Source organism: Pseudomonas sp. P4_C4 (assembly GCF_056402055.1).
This window is the reverse complement of sequence record NZ_JBFUID010000005.1, coordinates 115,512-133,427: the sequence shown is the minus strand read 5'-3', so window position 1 is coordinate 133,427 and position 17,916 is coordinate 115,512. Positions and strand designations below refer to the sequence as shown.

Annotated in this window: 19 protein-coding genes; 15 read left to right on the top strand and 4 right to left on the bottom strand. The window is 58.9% G+C overall.

Going from position 1 to position 17,916, the window contains the following annotated elements; genetic code table 11:
- The first annotated feature begins 160 nt into the window (after window positions 1-160).
- Entirely contained in the window at window positions 161-439 is a 279-nt protein-coding gene (gene ftsB, locus AC1DXW_RS05245; RefSeq protein WP_007996937.1) for a cell division protein FtsB, read from the top strand.
- Window positions 436-1,143, top strand: coding sequence for a 2-C-methyl-D-erythritol 4-phosphate cytidylyltransferase (gene ispD, locus AC1DXW_RS05240; protein WP_477759814.1), 708 nt, complete (start codon window positions 436-438; stop codon window positions 1,141-1,143). The genes ftsB and ispD overlap by 4 nt, the downstream gene beginning before the upstream one ends.
- 103 nt (window positions 1,144-1,246) lie before the next feature.
- On the opposite strand, the gene AC1DXW_RS05235 is transcribed toward ispD, so the two are convergent.
- Complete coding sequence (locus AC1DXW_RS05235) at window positions 1,247-2,143, bottom strand: LysR family transcriptional regulator (RefSeq protein ID WP_477754885.1); 897 nt, start codon at window positions 2,141-2,143, stop codon at window positions 1,247-1,249.
- Window positions 2,144-2,250: 107 nt separating this feature from the next.
- Here AC1DXW_RS05235 and AC1DXW_RS05230 point away from each other — a divergent pair, with 107 nt between their 5' ends.
- From AC1DXW_RS05230 to rpoS, 8 genes are all read left to right on the top strand, one after another.
- A complete protein-coding gene (locus AC1DXW_RS05230; RefSeq protein WP_477754886.1) occupies window positions 2,251-3,363 on the top strand; it encodes an S-(hydroxymethyl)glutathione dehydrogenase/class III alcohol dehydrogenase in 1,113 nt (370 codons plus the stop codon).
- A gap of 8 nt (window positions 3,364-3,371) precedes the next feature.
- The gene (fghA, locus tag AC1DXW_RS05225; protein ID WP_477754887.1) at window positions 3,372-4,217 is read left to right on the top strand and encodes an S-formylglutathione hydrolase; all 846 of its coding nucleotides are present in this window, start codon (window positions 3,372-3,374) and stop codon (window positions 4,215-4,217) included.
- A 43-nt stretch (window positions 4,218-4,260) separates the two neighbouring features.
- A complete protein-coding gene (gene ispF, locus AC1DXW_RS05220; RefSeq protein ID WP_007970721.1) occupies window positions 4,261-4,734 on the top strand; it encodes a 2-C-methyl-D-erythritol 2,4-cyclodiphosphate synthase in 474 nt (157 codons plus the stop codon).
- The gene (gene truD, locus AC1DXW_RS05215) at window positions 4,731-5,789 is read left to right on the top strand and encodes a tRNA pseudouridine(13) synthase TruD (protein WP_477754888.1); all 1,059 of its coding nucleotides are present in this window, start codon (window positions 4,731-4,733) and stop codon (window positions 5,787-5,789) included. Before ispF ends, truD begins: the two co-directional genes overlap by 4 nt.
- Window positions 5,777-6,526, top strand: coding sequence for a 5'/3'-nucleotidase SurE (gene surE, locus AC1DXW_RS05210; protein WP_008054064.1), 750 nt, complete (start codon window positions 5,777-5,779; stop codon window positions 6,524-6,526). The genes truD and surE overlap by 13 nt, the downstream gene beginning before the upstream one ends.
- Before the next feature lie 41 nt (window positions 6,527-6,567).
- Window positions 6,568-7,203 carry a protein-L-isoaspartate(D-aspartate) O-methyltransferase gene (locus AC1DXW_RS05205; protein ID WP_177323574.1) on the top strand — a complete coding sequence of 212 codons (636 nt, stop codon included), beginning with the start codon at window positions 6,568-6,570 and terminating at the stop codon, window positions 7,201-7,203.
- Between the two features lie 212 nt (window positions 7,204-7,415).
- Window positions 7,416-8,273 (top strand): peptidoglycan DD-metalloendopeptidase family protein, encoded by an 858-nt coding sequence (locus AC1DXW_RS05200; RefSeq protein ID WP_477753005.1) that lies wholly within the window; start codon window positions 7,416-7,418, stop codon window positions 8,271-8,273.
- A gap of 105 nt (window positions 8,274-8,378) precedes the next feature.
- Window positions 8,379-9,386: an RNA polymerase sigma factor RpoS gene (gene rpoS / locus AC1DXW_RS05195; protein ID WP_477753004.1), complete on the top strand. Its 1,008-nt coding sequence runs from the start codon at window positions 8,379-8,381 to the stop codon at window positions 9,384-9,386.
- 471 nt (window positions 9,387-9,857) lie between these two features.
- Here the strand turns inward: rpoS and fdxA are convergent, their stop codons facing one another.
- Both fdxA and mutS read right to left on the bottom strand, forming a co-directional pair.
- Window positions 9,858-10,196: a ferredoxin FdxA gene (fdxA, locus tag AC1DXW_RS05190; RefSeq protein ID WP_347910910.1), complete on the bottom strand. Its 339-nt coding sequence runs from the start codon at window positions 10,194-10,196 to the stop codon at window positions 9,858-9,860.
- Window positions 10,197-10,338: 142 nt separating this feature from the next.
- Window positions 10,339-12,918 (bottom strand): DNA mismatch repair protein MutS, encoded by a 2,580-nt coding sequence (gene mutS, locus AC1DXW_RS05185; RefSeq protein ID WP_477753003.1) that lies wholly within the window; start codon window positions 12,916-12,918, stop codon window positions 10,339-10,341.
- A gap of 208 nt (window positions 12,919-13,126) precedes the next feature.
- Here mutS and AC1DXW_RS05180 point away from each other — a divergent pair, with 208 nt between their 5' ends.
- From AC1DXW_RS05180 to recX, 5 genes are all read left to right on the top strand, one after another.
- Window positions 13,127-13,861, top strand: a complete 735-nt coding sequence (locus AC1DXW_RS05180) for a LexA family transcriptional regulator (protein ID WP_477753009.1) — start codon at window positions 13,127-13,129, stop codon at window positions 13,859-13,861.
- Between the two features lie 172 nt (window positions 13,862-14,033).
- Complete coding sequence (locus AC1DXW_RS05175) at window positions 14,034-14,375, top strand: phage holin family protein (RefSeq protein WP_477753002.1); 342 nt, start codon at window positions 14,034-14,036, stop codon at window positions 14,373-14,375.
- Between the two features lie 118 nt (window positions 14,376-14,493).
- Window positions 14,494-14,994: a CinA family protein gene (locus AC1DXW_RS05170; RefSeq protein WP_008054081.1), complete on the top strand. Its 501-nt coding sequence runs from the start codon at window positions 14,494-14,496 to the stop codon at window positions 14,992-14,994.
- 83 nt (window positions 14,995-15,077) lie between these two features.
- Entirely contained in the window at window positions 15,078-16,136 is a 1,059-nt protein-coding gene (gene recA / locus AC1DXW_RS05165) for a recombinase RecA (protein ID WP_477753001.1), read from the top strand.
- Between the two features lie 8 nt (window positions 16,137-16,144).
- A complete protein-coding gene (gene recX / locus AC1DXW_RS05160; protein WP_477753000.1) occupies window positions 16,145-16,612 on the top strand; it encodes a recombination regulator RecX in 468 nt (155 codons plus the stop codon).
- A gap of 44 nt (window positions 16,613-16,656) precedes the next feature.
- On the opposite strand, the gene AC1DXW_RS05155 is transcribed toward recX, so the two are convergent.
- A complete protein-coding gene (locus tag AC1DXW_RS05155; protein WP_477752999.1) occupies window positions 16,657-17,775 on the bottom strand; it encodes an LOG family protein in 1,119 nt (372 codons plus the stop codon).
- Window positions 17,776-17,916: the final 141 nt, after the last annotated feature.

The following is a 17,916-nucleotide window of genomic DNA, read 5'->3' as shown; positions in this document are numbered from 1 at the left end:
GTAAAAAGACACCGGATTGTGTCGGAAAAATCGCTACAGCGACGTTTTTGCCACTAATCTGATGCCTTACAAGCACAAGCCTGGTTCTTCCAGGCTTCGTGCTATCAGTAGCTTCATGTTTTGGTGTGGCTGTCTTTTTTCACTGGATACCTGATATTCGATGCGCAGTCCCAATTGGTTGTTCCTCGTCTTGCTCCTGCTGCTGGCTGGCCTGCAGTACCGTCTGTGGGTGGGTAATGGCAGCCTGGCGCAAGTGGCCGAGTTGACTCAGCAGATTGCCGATCAGCAGGCTGAGAACCAGGCATTGCTGGAGCGCAACCGGGTGATGGACGCCGAAGTCAGTGAACTGAAAAAGGGCATGGAGACCGTTGAAGAACGGGCTCGCCATGAGTTGGGCATGGTCAAGGACGGTGAAACCCTTTACCAGTTGGCCCAATGATTAATTCGTTACCGGCCTTCTGGGCCGTGATTCCTGCCGCGGGCGTCGGAGCCCGTATGGCCGCGGACCGTCCCAAGCAATACTTGCAACTGGGCGGGCGCACTATTCTCGAACACAGCCTCGGCTGTTTCCTTGGTCATCCAGGCCTGAAAGGCTTGGTGGTCAGTCTTGCTGTTGACGATCCTTATTGGCCGAACCTGGCGTGCGCCAGTGATCCGCGTATTGCCCGGGTCGAGGGTGGCACCGAGCGTTCCGGGTCGGTGCTCAATGCGTTGCTGCACCTGCATGCGCAGGGCGCTGATGACGAGGATTGGGTACTGGTTCACGATGCCGCACGGCCGAACCTCAGTCGTGACGACYTGGACAAGCTGCTGGTTGAGCTGGCTGACGATCCTGTCGGCGGACTGCTGGCGGTTCCGGCTCGGGATACGCTCAAGCGAGTCGACAAGCACGGTCGTGTGGTCGAAACCGTGGATCGCAGCGTGATCTGGCAGGCCTACACGCCGCAGATGTTTCGCCTTGGGGCGTTGCATCGGGCTTTGGCGGACAGTCTGGTGGCCGATGCCGTTATCACTGACGAAGCTTCGGCGATGGAGTGGGCCGGTTCGGCACCGCGCCTGATCGAAGGGCGGTCCGATAACCTCAAGGTTACGCGTCCTGAAGACCTTGAATGGTTGAGACAGCGTTGGGCCAATCGTCGCTAAAAGATCGCAGCCTGCGGCAGCTCCTACGGAGATCGGGTACGACATCCATTTGCGGATCACCCGAAATCCTGTAGGCGCTGCCGCAGGCTGCGATCTTTTGATCTTAAATCCTGTACTCCTGCCTTTCAGCCAATCCCTCCTTCAAAAAATCCACCAACTTGCGCACCTTCGGCGACAAATGCCGCTGCTGTGGATACAGCGCCCAAACCGCGGTGTTCGGTGGTTGGTGCGCTTCCAGCAACGAAATCAACGCGCCGCTATTCAAATGCTCCAGCACGTAATAGTCCGGCAACTGACACAGTCCTACGCCTTGCAGCGCGGCATCCAGTACCGCCTGCCCACTGTTGCAACGCCAGTTTCCCTGCACCCTTTGCGAAAACTCCCGCCCGTTCTGCTCCAGTTGCCAGAGGTCCGAACTGCCGATGAGGCAGTTGTGGCGACTGAGTTCCGACAGGCTGTGCGGCCGACCGTAATGCTCAATGTAAGAAGGTGACGCGCAGAGAAACATGCGCCGCGGCGCGAGGCGGGTGGCGACCAGTCGTGAATCCTGCAAGCGCCCGAGGCGAATCGCCAGGTCGAGGCCTTCGTGCACCAGGTCAAGCTGACGATTGGTCAGTTCGATGTCGATGCGCAGTTGCGGATACAGCCCCATGAAGCGGGTCACCAGCGGCACGATGAAGCGCTCGCCGTAAGCCACGGCGCAGGTCATGCGCAGCATGCCCTTGGGTTCGCTGGTCAAGTCACCGACCGCGCGCAAGGCCTCTTCGCGGCCGTCCTGCAAACGCTGGCAATGTTGCAGGAAGGTTTGCCCTGCTTCGGTCAGCGTGACCCGGCGAGTACTGCGGTAGAGCAGACGGGTTTGCAGACGTTCTTCGAGGCGTACGATTTGTCGACTGATATGGGAGGAAGAAACCCCCAGGCGTTGCGCGGCAGCGGTGAACTGGCTGCACTCGGCAACGGCGACAAACTCGTCGATCCCTTCCCAGCGATTTTCGGACATCAATGATTATCCCTGTACGGCAATAATATTTTGCATTTACATCGATTATTCATCGTTGAGTCGTGTATTACACTCACTGTCTCGTTTTTATTCACTGGAGAGTCACCATGATCAAGTCGCGCGCCGCCGTTGCCTTCGAGGCCAAGAAGCCCCTCGAGATCGTTGAAGTCGATGTCGCCATGCCCAAGGCCGGCGAAGTCTTGCTGCGCGTGGTGGCCTCCGGTGTCTGCCATACCGATGCCTACACCTTGTCCGGTGCCGACCCGGAAGGCATCTTCCCATCGATCCTCGGCCATGAAGGCGGGGCGATCGTGGAAGCGATTGGCGAGGGCGTGACTTCCGTTGCGGTCGGCGACCATGTGATCCCGCTGTACACCCCGGAATGCCGTCAGTGCAAATTCTGTCTGTCGGGCAAAACCAACCTCTGCCAGGCGATTCGTGCGACCCAGGGCAAAGGCTTGATGCCGGATGGCACTTCGCGCTTTTCCTACAAAGGCGAAACGATTTTCCACTACATGGGCACCTCGACTTTTTCCGAATACACCGTGCTGCCAGAGATCTCCGTCGCCAAAATTCCTAAAGAAGCACCGCTGGAAAAAGTCTGCCTGCTGGGTTGTGGCGTCACCACTGGCATCGGCGCGGTAATCAATACCGCCAAGGTCAAACCGGGTGACACCGTCGCCATCTTCGGCCTGGGCGGCATCGGTCTGTCGGCTGTGATTGGCGCGGTCAAAGCCAAGGCAGGGCGGATCATCGCCATCGACATCAACCCGGCCAAGTTCGAGATCGCCAAACAATTGGGCGCTACCGATTGTGTAAACCCGAAAGACTTCGATCGTCCGATCCAGGAAGTCATCGTCGACATGACCGATGGCGGCGTCGATTTTTCCTTCGAGTGCATCGGCAATGTGCAACTGATGCGCGCAGCGCTGGAGTGCTGTCACAAGGGTTGGGGCGAGTCGGTCATCATCGGTGTTGCCGGTGCCGGTCAGGAAATCTCCACCCGTCCGTTCCAGCTGGTCACCGGCCGCGTCTGGCGTGGTTCGGCGTTCGGCGGCGTGCGCGGCCGTACCGAGTTGCCGAGCTATGTGGAAATGGCCGAGACCGGTGAGATTCCGCTGGATACCTTCATCACCCACACCATGGGCCTGGAAGATATCAACAAGGCGTTTGACCTGATGCATGAAGGAAAAAGCATCCGCTCCGTCATCCATTTCTGAGGTCTGTCATGAGTCTGGAAAATATCTCCTGCCAGAAAAGCTTCGGCGGCTGGCACAAACGCTATCGCCATCGCTCGGAAGTGCTCGGTTGTGACATGGTGTTCGCCGTCTACCTGCCGCCACAGGCGGAGCAGGGCGGCAAGCTGCCGGTGTTGTACTGGTTGTCCGGCCTGACCTGCACCGACGAGAACTTCATGCAAAAGGCCGGCGCCATGCGCATGGCCGCCGAGTTGGGGCTGATCATCGTCGCACCGGACACCAGCCCTCGCGGTCCTGATGTGCCGGGCGATCCGGATGGCGCCTGGGACTTCGGCCTCGGCGCCGGGTTTTATCTGAATGCAACCCAGGAACCCTGGTCGCGCCACTATCGGATGCATGACTATGTCGTGCAGGAATTGCCGACATTGGTCGAAGCCCATTTCCCGGCGTCGGACAAGCGCGGCATCAGTGGCCATTCCATGGGTGGCCACGGTGCGCTGGTCTGCGCATTGCGCAATCCGGGGCGCTATCTGTCGGTGTCGGCGTTCTCGCCAATCAACAATCCGATGGATTGTCCGTGGGGGCAGAAAGCGTTCTCCCGCTATCTGGGAGAGGACCGTTCGAAATGGCGCGAATGGGATGCCTGCGCGTTGATTGCCGAGGCTGATGAAAAGCTGCCACTGCTGGTCGACCAAGGCGATCGCGACGATTTTCTCGCCAACCAACTCAAGCCGGACGCCTTGCAACAGGCGGCCAAACTGGCCGGTCATGCGTTGAGGTTGCGTCTGCAACCCGGCTATGACCACAGCTATTTCTTCATCGCCAGTTTCATTGACGATCACTTGCGGCATCACGCGCATGCTCTAGGTGCCTAATGCAGGTAGAATCACGCCCTGACAAAAATCGGGGCGTTTTTTTATGCGTATTGGCCACGGCTATGATGTGCACCGTTTCGCTGAAGGCGATTTCATCACTCTGGGCGGCGTGCGCATTGCACACAGCTTCGGGCTGCTCGCTCACTCTGACGGTGACGTCCTCTTGCACGCCTTGAGCGATGCCTTGCTCGGCGCCGCGGCGCTGGGCGACATCGGCAAGCATTTCCCGGATACCGACCCGCAATTCAAGGGCGCCGACAGCCGTGCGCTGTTGCGTCATGTCGTTGCACTGGTCCATGCCAAAGGCTGGAAAGTCGGCAACGTCGATAACACCATCGTCGCCCAGGCGCCGAAAATGGCCCCGCATATCGAATCGATGCGCGCGCTGATTGCCGCGGATCTTCAAGTAGAGTTGGATCAAGTGAACGTGAAAGCTACCACCACCGAAAAGCTCGGCTTTGTCGGTCGCGAAGAAGGCATTGCCGTGCACTCCGTTGCCTTGTTGCTGCGCGCATGAACGAACTGCAACTGCTCGGCCCGCGGGCCTATGGTGAGCCCCTCGGCACCGCGGTACTGAAAGCCATCGCGGAAGATTTCCAGGTCGACGAAGTCCTCGACATCCCCCTGAGTGGCGAAGGCGAACACTTGTGGATCTGGGTGGAAAAGCGCGGTCTGAACACAGAAGAAGCGGCACGGCGGATTGCCAAGGCAGCAGGTGTGCCATTGCGCACAGTCAGCTATGCCGGGCTCAAGGATCGTCAGGCGTTGACTCGCCAGTGGTTCAGCGTGCAAYTGCCGGGCAAGGCCGACCCCGATCTGTCGGCCGCGCAAAACGATACGCTGAAGATCCTCAAGACCGCCCGCCACAAGCGCAAACTGCAACGCGGTGCGCACTCAGCCAACGGTTTTACGTTGCGCCTGACTCAATTCGCCGGTGACAAGCCTGCGCTTGAACAGCGACTGCAACTGATTGCCAAACAAGGTATCCCCAATTATTTCGGCGCCCAGCGTTTCGGCCATGACGGTGGCAACGTCGTCGACGCACGCACCTGGGCCGCGCGCAAGGCCTTGCCGGAGCAGCGCAATGTGCGCTCGCGTCTGCTTTCCACTGCGCGCAGTTTTCTGTTCAATCAAGTGCTGGCCGCACGTGTTGCCGATGGCACCTGGCAGCGTGCCCTGGTGGGCGATCTGCTGGCATTCACCGACAGTCGCAGCTTTTTCCCGGCAGGCGAAGCCGAGTGCAGCGACCCGCGCCTGGCGATTCTCGATCTGCACCCGACCGGTCCGCAGTGGGGCGAAGGTGACTCGCCGGCCACGGGCGTTGTCCATGAACTGGAGCAGGCCATCGCCGCACGCGAAGCGGATTTGCGTGACTGGTTGATCAACGCTGGTATGAGCCACGAACGTCGCATCCTGCGGCTGCCCATTGGCGGGCTGACGTGGCATTATCCCGAGCCTGACATTCTGCAACTGGAATTCATCCTGCCGGCCGGATGCTTCGCCACCGTATTGGTGCGTGAGCTTGTTGATCTGGTGCCGGTGGGGCAGACGGACAGCCCATGCGTATTCTGATTTCTAACGACGATGGGGTAACCGCACCCGGTCTCGCCGCGCTTTATGCTGCGCTGGCGGATTACACCGAATGCGTGGTTATCGCCCCGGACCAGGACAAAAGCGGCGCCAGCAGTTCGCTGACGCTCGACCGTCCGTTGCACCCGCAAACCCTGGCCAACGGCTTTATCAGCCTCAACGGCACACCCACCGATTGCGTGCACCTGGGCCTCAACGGCCTGCTGGAGCGCGAAGCGGACATGGTGGTTTCCGGGATCAACCTGGGCGCGAACCTGGGGGACGATGTCCTGTATTCCGGCACGGTGGCGGCGGCCCTTGAGGGGCGTTTCCTGAAACACCCTTCGTTTGCCTTTTCGCTGGTCTCACGCCAGGTAGACAACCTTCCCACAGCTGCCCATTTCGCGCGCAAACTGGTCGAAGCCCATGCTGACCTGGATCTGCCACCGCGTACGGTACTGAACGTGAACATTCCCAATTTGCCGCTGGACCGTATCCGCGGTATCCAGTTGACCCGCCTGGGCCATCGCGCCCGTGCCGCGGCACCAATGAAAGTGGTGGATCCGCGGGGCAAGTCCGGTTACTGGATCGCGGCGGCCGGGGATGCCGAAGACGGTGGCCCGGGTACCGATTTCCATGCAGTGATGCAGGGTTATGTTTCGATCACGCCGCTGCAACTGGATCGCACGTTCAATGATGCCTTCAGAAGTCTGGATGGCTGGCTGGAGGGACTGCGCTGATGGGTCGCGAACAAGACGATATGCTGCGTCGCGGCATCGGCATGACCTCCCAGCGAACCCGGGAGCGGCTCATCCAGCGCCTGTACGAAGAAGGTATCTCCAACGCCAGGGTGCTGGAGGTCATTCGCCGGACCCCGCGCCACCTGTTCGTCGACGAAGCGCTGGCGCATCGTGCTTATGAAGACACAGCGCTGCCGATCGGCAATAACCAGACTATCTCCCAGCCATATATGGTGGCGCGCATGAGCGAGCTGCTGCTGGAGGCAGGTCCCCTCGACAAGGTGCTGGAGATCGGCACCGGCTCGGGTTATCAGACGGCGGTGCTGTCGCAACTTGTAGAGCGTGTGTTCTCGGTCGAGCGCATCAAGGTTTTGCAGGATCGTGCGAAGGAACGTCTGGTCGAACTGAACCTGCGCAACGTGGTGTTCCGCTGGGGCGATGGCTGGGAGGGCTGGCCGGCACTGGCGCCGTACAACGGGATTATCGTCACTGCAGTGGCGACCGATGTGCCCCAGGCATTGCTTGACCAGTTGGCACCGGGAGGCCGAATGGTGATCCCTGTCGGGTCCGGAGAAGTCCAGCAATTGATGCTGATCATTCGCGAGGAACAGGGTTTTTCCAGGCATGTTCTGGGGGCTGTACGCTTCGTGCCATTGCTCAATGGGCCACTGGCCTGAGCATTTGTTTCGGCACGCTGAATTCTCTGCGATTGCCTTTGTCTTACAGCGGCATCGTGCGGTTAAACGGGATTCATCGTCAGGCAGCAAACGTGTGCGCGACACCGATTCGCTACATTAAAGGTAAAGCGTGCACGGCCCGTTATACTTGCGACAGTTCATTGCCGGACTCCGGCATTTCACATTTTCAGCCACCACAGAGGGAGCGGCGGGTGAGTCTCACAGTCATTGCGCAGCGAATGAGTAAAACGAGCTTTCAGCGCCTGGTGACTGGCCTTGTCTTGAGCACCTTGCTGGTCGGTTGTTCCAGCAACAAATCCAGCGATGTTCGTGTCGTGGACCGCAACAATGCCGCGCCACAGCGACCGGTCGTGACCACCGGACAATACGTCGTTCGGCCCAAGGACACCCTGTTCTCCATCGCCTTTCGTTACGGCTGGGACTACAAGGCCCTGGCGGCACGCAATAACATTCCTGCGCCCTACACCATCCATCCGGGTCAGACGATTCGCTTTGATGGTCGCACTGATTCAACGTCGACGGCGGTGGTCAGTTCGTCCAGTTCAACACCTTCGTCGTCGAGTAAAACCACGGTCATCCGTCGCTCGGCAAACGGTACGACCACCAGTACAACGACGGTTGTACCGTCCGTCGCGAACAAGCCTGCACCCGCTCCATTGCCCCCTCCCGGACCAGCCCCGACCGGCTGGGGATGGCCATCTAATGGCATTCTTATCGGGAAATTCTCTTCAAACGGTAGTTTGAATAAAGGAATTGATATCGCCGGAGATTTGGGACAGCCTGTTTTAGCTGCGTCTGATGGGACGGTGGTGTATGCCGGGAGTGGCTTAAGGGGCTACGGCGAATTAGTGATCATCAAACACAGTGAAACCTACGTCAGTGCCTACGGACATAACCGCAGGCTGTTGGTTCGGGAGGGGCAGCAGGTCAAGGTCGGACAGACAATTGCCGAAATGGGGTCAACGGGTACAGACCGGGTGAAACTGCATTTTGAGATTCGCCGCCAGGGTAAACCTGTAGATCCGCTGCAATTCCTGCCACGTCGTTGATCGCTTACCAGCCTGTTCCGTCGCGTAGAGGGGACAGGCTCCAGCGTTGCCAGGGAGAAAGGCGCCGCTTGAGCTTGAGGTCGAACTCACCAAAGGACTATAACAATGGCTCTCAGTAAAGAAGTGCCGGAGTTTGACATCGACGATGAGGTTCTCCTGATGGAGAGCAGCATCGATATGGATCCGATGTCGAATGATGAAGGGGCGGCTCCACCTTCCGTTCGTGCCAAATCCAAACACTCCGCATCGTTGAAACAACACAAGTACATTGACTACACGCGGGCACTTGATGCCACGCAGCTGTATCTCAATGAAATTGGTTTCTCTCCCCTGCTGTCACCCGAAGAAGAAGTTCATTTTGCGCGCCTGTCGCAAAGTGGCGATCCGGCCGGGCGCAAACGCATGATTGAAAGTAACCTGCGGCTGGTGGTGAAAATCGCCCGACGCTACGTCAATCGTGGGTTGTCGCTGCTGGACCTGATCGAAGAGGGCAACCTCGGCTTGATCCGGGCGGTGGAGAAGTTCGATCCGGAACGCGGTTTCCGCTTCTCGACCTACGCGACCTGGTGGATTCGCCAGACCATCGAACGCGCAATCATGAATCAGACCCGGACCATCCGGTTGCCGATCCATGTGGTCAAAGAGCTGAATGTGTACCTGCGGGCCGCGCGGGAGCTGACGCAAAAACTCGACCATGAACCCTCACCCGAAGAAATCGCCAACCTGCTGGAAAAGCCGGTGGGAGAGGTCAAGCGTATGCTCGGCCTTAACGAACGGGTTTCTTCGGTCGACGTCTCGCTGGGTCCGGACTCGGATAAAACCCTGCTTGATACCCTGACTGACGACCGTCCAACCGATCCATGCGAACTGTTGCAGGACGACGACCTGTCCCAGAGCATCGATCAATGGCTCTCGGAGCTGACCGACAAGCAACGCGAAGTGGTAGTACGCCGCTTCGGCCTGCGCGGTCATGAAAGCAGCACCCTTGAAGATGTGGGCCTGGAGATCGGCCTGACCCGGGAACGGGTCAGACAGATTCAGGTGGAAGGCTTGAAGCGGCTGCGCGAGATCCTGGAAAAAAATGGTCTGTCGAGCGAGTCGCTGTTCCAATAAGGCGCTCACTGCGATGGCATGAAAAACCCCGACCGGCTCGGGGTTTTTTATTGTCTGGTCTGGGGATCGAATCCCCTCGGGATTTTGGTTTCGTGCTGTAAGCCTTGGCTTACTCTTGCGTAAGTGTTCGTTATTTTTACACTCTGGCAGTCGCCTATGTTGAGCGCTATTTGCCTCTATCTTTTTGATTTATATAACTATTTTTTATTATTAATGATGTGTGACAGTTGGGGTTCGCGCCAAGGGGCGATTGATCCCGCAGGGGAAAGCTCTAGTATTCAGGTTGTGTCGACGGACAGACACGTCCTTCAAGGATGAGGGATATGGATATCGCAGGACGCGATTCATCAGGACGATGAAAAGGAACACAGGGAATAGGGAAAAAATGTGGGCGGGTCAAACCGCCCCTTTTTTTGCCTGAAAAAAAGCAAAAAGGCCCTTTTGGGGCCTTTTACAGGAACGCGGGGGTAATCAGCGTTCGAGGTCTTTGAGCTTGTTGCCAACAGATTTGTTGATGACGCGATCAAACTCTTCTGCATCAGGCAACGATTCTTTCTTCTCGGTGATGTTCGGCCAGATATCGGCCAACTCAGCGTTCAGCTCGATGAAGTTTTCCATGCCGGCCGGAACCTCATCTTCGGAGAAGATAGCCACGGCAGGGCATTCAGGTTCGCACAGCGCGCAATCGATGCACTCATCCGGGTGGATCACCAGGAAATTCGGGCCTTCGTAAAAGCAGTCCACCGGACAGACTTCTACGCAGTCGGTGTACTTGCACTTGATGCAGTTGTCGGTGACGACGAAGGTCATTTCTAATTTTCTCCTCAGGTGCGGCTTGCTGCGCCCCTTCTCGTAGGGGTCGCCAGGTTCGGGAGCGATAGTCTGCTAGCCAGGCTATTAGCCAGCAGCATCCCAAACCGCGCGAGATTCTAACAGCTTGCAAGCCGCTGCGTTAGATCCGTGTCTTAAGTGTATAGAGCATTTCGAGAGCACGACGTGGCGTCATGTCGTCCAGGTCGAGCTTGGCCAGGTCATCCAGCACCGGATGCGGCAGGCTGGCAAACAGGTCGCTTTGCTGCGGTGCCGCCGGTTTGCCTTTGGCCGGTGCCGGTGCTTCATGGGGCAGGGCGGTGTCTTCCAGGCGGCTCAAGTGCTCGCGAGCACGGGTGATGACTTCACTCGGTACGCCCGCCAGCTGCGCAACGGCCAGGCCATAACTCTGACTGGCCGGCCCGGGCAGAACGTGGTGCAGGAACACGATGCGTTCATTGTGCTCGGTGGCATTGAGGTGCACGTTGGCCACCAGTGGCTGGGCTTCCGGCAGGACGGTCAGTTCAAAGTAGTGGGTGGCGAACAGCGTGTAGGCACGCAGATGCGCCAGGCGTTCGGCCGCCGCCCATGCCAGGGAAAGACCGTCGAAGGTGCTGGTGCCGCGCCCGACTTCGTCCATCAGAACCAGGCTGCGCTCGGTGGCGTTGTGCAGAATGTTCGCGGTTTCGCTCATTTCCACCATGAAGGTCGAACGCCCGCCGGCCAGGTCATCGCTAGAGCCGATCCGGGTGAAGATGCGGTCGACCAGCGACAGTTCGCAACTGGCCGCTGGCACGAAGCTGCCGATATGCGCCAGGAGCACAATCAAGGCGGTCTGACGCATGTAGGTGGATTTACCGCCCATGTTCGGACCGGTGATCACCAGCATGCGGGTGTTGTCGTCCAGGCTCAGGTCGTTGGCCACGAACGGCGTGGTCAGCACTTGTTCGACCACCGGGTGACGACCCTGGCTGATGCGCATGCACGGTTCGCTGACGAAGCGCGGGCAGTTCAGGTCGAGGTTCAGCGCACGCTCGGCCAGGTTGCTCAACACGTCCAGCTCGGCCAGGGCGCCGGCGGTGTCCTGCAAGGGTGGCAGCTGGGCGATCAGGTCTTCGAGGAGTGCTTCGTACAGCATCTTCTCGCGGGCCAGGGCACGGCTCTTGGCCGACAATGCCTTGTCTTCGAACGCTTTGAGTTCCGGTGTAATGAAGCGCTCGGCACCTTTGAGCGTCTGGCGGCGAATATAGTCGGCAGGTGCCGATTCTGCCTGCTTGCTTGGCAACTCGATGAAGTAACCGTGGATGCGGTTGTAACCGACCTTCAGGTGCGACAGGCCGGTGCGGGCCTTTTCCCGTGCCTCGAGGTCGATCAGGAATTGCCCGGCGTTTTCGCTGAGCGACTGCAGTTCGTCGAGTTCGCTGTCGTAGCCGGTTTTCAGCACGCCGCCGTCACGAATGACTGCGGGCGGGTTGTCGATGATGGCTTTTTCCAGGAGTGCCGCCAGTTCCGGGTAGGTGCTGGTGATGGTCGCGAGTTGCTGGAGGTGCGGGGCTTCGAGCTCCGTCATTGCCACTTGCAGTTCGGGCAGTGCGCCGAGGGCGTCACGCAAACGGGCGAGGTCGCGCGGGCGGGCATTGCGCAGACCGATCCGCGCAAGAATCCGCTCGATGTCACCGATTTCCTTGAGTTGCGGTTGCAGTCTTTCGAAGCGGTAACCGTCGAGCAGGCAAGTGATCGAGGTCTGACGCGCCAACAGCACCGTCAAATCGCGTAACGGGCGATTCAGCCAGCGGGTCAGCAGTCGACTGCCCATGGCGGTCTGGCAACGGTCCACCACCGATTGCAGGGTGTTGTCGCGGCCGCCGGCCAGGTTGGTGTCGAGCTCCAGGTTGCGACGGCTGGCGCCATCGAGCACCACGGTGTCGTCCAGGCGCTCATGACGCAGGCTGCGCAAATGGGGCAGGGCGGTGCGCTGGGTTTCCTTGGCGTAGGCCAGCAGACAACCGGCGGCGCCGATGGCCAGGGTCAGGTTTTCGCAGCCAAAGCCTTTGAGATCCTGGGTCGAGAATTGCTGGCACAGGCTTTTGAGCGCCGAATCGCGCTCGAAATCCCAGGGGGCACGGCGACGCACGCCGCGGCGTTTTTCCGCCGGCAAGTCCTTGGGCCAGTCATCCGGGATCAGCAGTTCCACCGGGTTGACCCGCTCCAGTTCTGCCAGCAGGTTTTCCCAACCCTTGATTTCCAGCACGCTGAAGTTGCCGCTGGTGATGTCCAGCACCGCCAGGCCGAACAGGCGCTCATCGCCCAGGACGGCGGCGATCAGGTTGTCCCGACGCTCGTCGAGCAGCGCCTCGTCACTCACCGTCCCCGGCGTGATGATGCGCACCACCTGCCGCTCCACCGGCCCTTTGCTGGTGGCCGGGTCGCCGACCTGCTCGCAGATCACCACCGATTCGCCAAGCTTCACCAGTTTTGCCAGGTAACCCTCAGCAGCGTGGTAAGGAATTCCGCACATCGGAATCGCCTGGCCAGCCGACTGCCCGCGGGCCGTCAGGGTGATGTCCAGCAACTTGGCGGCCTTCTTCGCGTCTTCATAGAAGATCTCGTAGAAGTCGCCCATGCGGTAGAACATCAGCTGGTCCGGGTGCTGGTTTTTCAGGCGCCAGTACTGCTGCATCATCGGGGTGTGGGAGGACAGGTCGGAGACGGCTTTATTCATCGGATTGTCAGGAAGCTCGTTGAAAGAGATGGGGCAAAAGCGGGGCAACGGCCGGGCTTTTCCGCGATGGGCGCAAGGTTACCATGGGCGGTCTACCCGACGCAGGCATCACGGCCGGGTGACTTCCTTTGCCATTTAAAATCTGGATATGCATGACTTATGCAAATCGGCATTGTCTTCTTCGAGAAGAGCAAGCACTATGCGCGTTATGCAAAAACGCAACGTATCTACCGTATTAAGAGCATTGCTCGATCAGCACGGGATCTCCCCCACGGAGCTTCACCGTCGAACCGGCGTGCCTCAATCCACGCTCTCGCGCATTCTCAGCGGGAAGATCGTCGATCCTTCGGACAAACATATTTCGAAGATCGCCGAGTATTTCTCCTTGAGTACCGACCAGTTGCGTGGCCGCGCGGACGTCTCGTCTGCCGCAAATGCCGGGCGCGCTCCAGTGCATTCGGAACTCAAGGATATAAGTCTGTGGGATGACGATACCCCTGTCGATGACGACGAGGTGTCGGTCCCCTTTCTTCGCGAGGTTGAATTGGCCGCGGGATCAGGAAGATTCGTCATCGAAGAGAGCGAGCGCTCTAGCCTGCGCTTTGGCAAGCGAAGCCTGCGCCATAACGGTGTGCAGTTCGACCAGGCAAAATGCGTGACAGTACGGGGCAACAGCATGTTGCCGGTACTGCGCGACGGCGCCACGGTCGGGGTCAATGCCGGCAAGTGCGGCATTGGCGATATCGTTGACGGCGACCTTTATGCAATCAATCACAACGGTCAATTGCGGGTGAAGCAGCTGTATCGCCTGCCGTCCGGGATTCGCTTGCGCAGCTTCAATCGTGATGAGCATCCGGACGAAGATTACACCTTTCAGGAAGTGCAGGAGGAGCCGATTGTTATCCTGGGGCATGTCTTCTGGTGGGGCATGTACGCCCGCTGACACTCCCGGCGTCCAGATAAAGCCCGCTTCCCGAGCGGGTTTTTTTTGCGTGCTGAAAGCATTGGATCACATTTTCAATGCGTTGATGCATTGACTGACTATGCATCAATGCATAATCTGGTGCCTGTCTATTCAAGAACGCGGTGTGACCGTTCACTCAAGGAAGCATGAAATGACCGCTGAGCAATATGCGTTGCTGGACATGCCTCTGTGGCTGGTCATCAGCCTGCCAATACTTGGTGGCGTTACCGGTGAAATGTGGCGTGCCGACAAAGAGGGCGTTCGTGGCTGGCCCCTTGTCCGGCGCCTGAGCCTGCGGTCCGGCTCCAGCATGATCTGCGGCGCCTCGGTCATCATGCTGCTGCACGCCGCCAATGTTTCCATCTGGGCTGCCTGTGCGGGTGGCTGTTTAGCGGCGATGGCCGGGACAGAAGTGGTTCTAGGGTTGTATGAGCGTTGGGTGGCCAAGCGTATGGGGGGCGGACATGTTCCGCCCGGCGACGTGGAAGATTGATTCTCCGACAGTCCCTTTCCAGAGCCTCTGATTCCTTACATTTTGATCGGCCCTGTCGCTTGCAAGTGCGGTCTGCTCGTGTACGGTTAACCTCATCCCGCCCGATCAGGAGATGACCGTGAACGAAATCACCCAGCTCGCCGCCGAACTCGGCAGACGCTTGCAGGTTCTCAATGCCCACGTCACCACGGCGGAGTCCTGCACCGGCGGAGGCATCGCCGAGGCTATTACCCGTATCCCCGGGAGTTCGGCCTGGTTCGAGGCCGGTTATGTCACCTACTCCAACCGGCAGAAAACCCTGCAACTGGATGTCCCGGTGGAGTTGTTCACCACCGTGGGCGCGGTCAGCCGCGAGGTGGTCGAGGCCATGGTCCGGGGGGCGCAGAAGAAAAACAGCGCGTATTTCTCCGTCGCGGTCAGTGGCATCGCCGGTCCGGATGGTGGAACGGCGAACAAGCCGGTTGGCACGGTATGGCTGGCCTGGGGCATCGGAGACCAGGTGTTCTGTGAGCGGCAGCACTTCCCGGGTAATCGCGATGACGTCCGCCGACAAACGGTGAAGGCCGCGCTAGAGGGGCTGCTGCGGTATGCCGCGGCAGAAATCTCAAATCAGGGGTAGGCGATCCGGAATCGCTGTGGAATAATACTGGCTACTTATACAGGTGTTGGCCGTCAGGCCTTATTGATTACGTGAGGACTTTAATGGACGACAACAAGAAGAAAGCCTTGGCTGCGGCCCTGGGTCAGATCGAACGTCAATTCGGCAAGGGTGCCGTAATGCGTATGGGCGATCAGGACCGTCAGGCGATCCCGGCCATCTCCACGGGCTCTCTGGGTCTGGACATTGCTCTCGGCATCGGCGGTCTGCCAAAAGGCCGTATTGTTGAAATCTACGGTCCTGAATCTTCCGGTAAAACCACGCTGACCTTGTCCGTGATCGCCCAGGCTCAAAAAGCCGGCGCGACCTGCGCATTTGTCGACGCCGAACACGCCCTCGACCCTGAGTACGCCGGCAAGCTGGGCGTCAACGTCGACGACCTGCTGGTTTCCCAGCCGGACACCGGTGAACAGGCTCTGGAAATCACCGACATGCTGGTGCGTTCCAACGCGGTTGACGTGATCATCGTCGACTCCGTGGCCGCCCTGGTGCCAAAGGCTGAAATCGAAGGCGAAATGGGTGACATGCACGTGGGCCTGCAAGCCCGTCTGATGTCCCAGGCGCTGCGTAAAATCACCGGTAACATCAAGAACGCCAACTGCCTGGTGATCTTCATCAACCAGATCCGTATGAAAATCGGCGTGATGTTCGGTAGCCCGGAAACCACCACCGGTGGTAACGCGCTGAAGTTCTACGCATCGGTTCGCCTGGACATCCGCCGCACTGGCGCGGTGAAAGAAGGTGATGAAGTCGTCGGTAGCGAAACCCGCGTCAAGGTTGTGAAGAACAAAGTGGCTTCGCCGTTCCGTCAGGCCGAGTTCCAGATTCTTTACGGCAAGGGCATCTACCTCAACGGTGAGATGATCGACCTGGGTGTTCTGCACGGTTTCGTCGAGAAGTCCGGTGCCTGGTATGCCTATGAAGGCACCAAGATCGGTCAGGGCAAGGCCAACTCGGCCAAGTTCCTGGCAGACAACCCGGAAGTCGCGGCAAAGCTGGAGAAGCAACTGCGTGACAAGCTGTTGTCGCCTGCATCGGTAGCAGACGCCAAAGCTTCTGCGGTCAAAGAGACCGAAGTCGACCTGGCTGACGCTGATATCTGATCGAAGCGATGACCGCCGTACTCGATACACTCGTCGCGGTGCGGCGAACCGCAATGGACCTGCTCGCACGACGCGAGCACGGTCGTGTCGAGCTGACGCGTAAACTGCGTCAGCGCGGCGCCCTCCCTGAAATGATCGAAACAGCACTCGACCGGTTGACAGAAGAGGGGTTGTTGTCCGAAGCCCGTTACCTCGAAAGTTTCGTTTCCTACCGCGCCCGTTCCGGTTATGGCCCTTTGCGCATTCGTGAAGAGCTGGGCCAGCGCGGCCTGCAGCGCACCGATATTGAACTCGCCCTGCGTGAGAGCGGTATCGACTGGCAGGAGCAACTGGCCGATACCTGGCGGCGCAAGTTCTCCGGGCAATTGCCGACGGACGTCCGGGAGCGAGCCAAACAAGGCCGGTTCCTGGCGTATCGGGGATACTCCATGGAAATGATCAATCGCCTGTTCAGCGGTCGAGGGATGGATGATTGAACTGAAACGGCCCGCTATTTCGATAGCGGGCCGTTTTTTATGCCTCAGGAAACCTTTGACGGCTCCCGCGTGCGTTGTTGTACCTGGGGTTTTGATTGTGCCCAGTTTTCCGGCAGGTTGATGTAGTCCACAAGTTCGCGCAGACGACCATGATTGCGGGCGTTGAAGTTGAAGACCAGCCGCGCCAGATGGCTGAACTCGGCTTCGTTGTGTTCTTCACCACTGTAAGCATGCTGATGGAAGTGATCGCTCAGGCACAGGTCGGCGAAAGCCTCCTGCATGTGTTCGAGTGCGTGGTCGCTGAGTGTGTGATTCATGCGAATCAGGAACTGATGCTTGAGCCAGCGACTGGAGTGGAAGTTGCTGTAGAACTGGTTGATGTGCTCTACCGCTTCTTCGACGTTGTAGACCAGTTTCACCAGCTTCATGTCAGTGGGCAGGATGTAGTGGTTTTCCTCCAGTTGCTGGTGAATGAAGTCCAGTGCGCCTTGCCAGAATTTGCCGCCCGGCGTGTCCAGTAGCACCACTGGCACCAATGGACTCTTGCCGGTCTGGATCAACGTCAGCACTTCCAGCGCCTCATCCAGCGTACCGAAGCCGCCGGGGCACAGCACCAGGGCGTCGGCTTCCTTGACGAAGAACAATTTGCGGGTGAAGAAGAAATGGAAGGGCAGCAGGTTGGTCGTGCCGTCGACAGTGGGGTTGGCATGTTGTTCGAAGGGCAGCGTGATGTTGAACCCCAGGCTGTGTGTCAGGCCAGCGCCATCATGGGCGGCGGCCATGATGCCGCCACCAGCGCCGGTAATGACCATCATGTCCGAGCGCGCCAGCGCAGCGCCGAGCTCCCGGGCCATGCTGTAGAGCGGATGTTCGGTGGGGGTGCGGGCCGAGCCGAAAACGGTGACTTTGCGTCGCCCCTTGAATTGTTCGAGTACGCGGAAAGCCTGTTCCAGTTCGCGCAGGGCTTGCAGGGTGATTTTGGCATTCCAGCGGTTGTGGTCTTCCTGGGCCATGCGCAGCACGGTCAGGATCATGTCGCGGTAGATCGGGGTGTTCGGGCTGTTGGGTGAAATCAGCTTGAGCTGTTCTTCGACCTTGCTGATGAGGTCATGGCCGCTTTCTTCAAAATGACGGCTCAGGAGGTCATTCGGTTGGTAAGGCATTCAACTTCTCCTTCTGCACAGAACCCTCGGCCCGACAACGTAAGTCGGTGCCACGACACTTCATGTGTCGCTGTCTGCCCAGGCCCATGCCTGGGCGATCTACTTGACCCGAAAGGTATCGGATCATCCAAACAGGCTCTG

Coding starts and splice junctions, on each gene's coding strand:
- ftsB (WP_007996937.1), top strand. CDS start 161: ATGCGCAGTCCCAATTGGTTGTTCCTCGTCTTGCTCCTGCTGCTGGCT.
- AC1DXW_RS05235 (WP_477754885.1), bottom strand. CDS start 2,143: ATGTCCGAAAATCGCTGGGAAGGGATCGACGAGTTTGTCGCCGTTGCC.
- AC1DXW_RS05230 (WP_477754886.1), top strand. CDS start 2,251: ATGATCAAGTCGCGCGCCGCCGTTGCCTTCGAGGCCAAGAAGCCCCTC.
- fghA (WP_477754887.1), top strand. CDS start 3,372: ATGAGTCTGGAAAATATCTCCTGCCAGAAAAGCTTCGGCGGCTGGCAC.
- ispF (WP_007970721.1), top strand. CDS start 4,261: ATGCGTATTGGCCACGGCTATGATGTGCACCGTTTCGCTGAAGGCGAT.
- surE (WP_008054064.1), top strand. CDS start 5,777: ATGCGTATTCTGATTTCTAACGACGATGGGGTAACCGCACCCGGTCTC.
- AC1DXW_RS05205 (WP_177323574.1), top strand. CDS start 6,568: ATGACCTCCCAGCGAACCCGGGAGCGGCTCATCCAGCGCCTGTACGAA.
- rpoS (WP_477753004.1), top strand. CDS start 8,379: ATGGCTCTCAGTAAAGAAGTGCCGGAGTTTGACATCGACGATGAGGTT.
- fdxA (WP_347910910.1), bottom strand. CDS start 10,196: ATGACCTTCGTCGTCACCGACAACTGCATCAAGTGCAAGTACACCGAC.
- mutS (WP_477753003.1), bottom strand. CDS start 12,918: ATGAATAAAGCCGTCTCCGACCTGTCCTCCCACACCCCGATGATGCAG.
- AC1DXW_RS05180 (WP_477753009.1), top strand. CDS start 13,127: ATGCAAAAACGCAACGTATCTACCGTATTAAGAGCATTGCTCGATCAG.
- AC1DXW_RS05175 (WP_477753002.1), top strand. CDS start 14,034: ATGACCGCTGAGCAATATGCGTTGCTGGACATGCCTCTGTGGCTGGTC.
- recA (WP_477753001.1), top strand. CDS start 15,078: ATGGACGACAACAAGAAGAAAGCCTTGGCTGCGGCCCTGGGTCAGATC.
- recX (WP_477753000.1), top strand. CDS start 16,145: ATGACCGCCGTACTCGATACACTCGTCGCGGTGCGGCGAACCGCAATG.
- AC1DXW_RS05155 (WP_477752999.1), bottom strand. CDS start 17,775: ATGCCTTACCAACCGAATGACCTCCTGAGCCGTCATTTTGAAGAAAGC.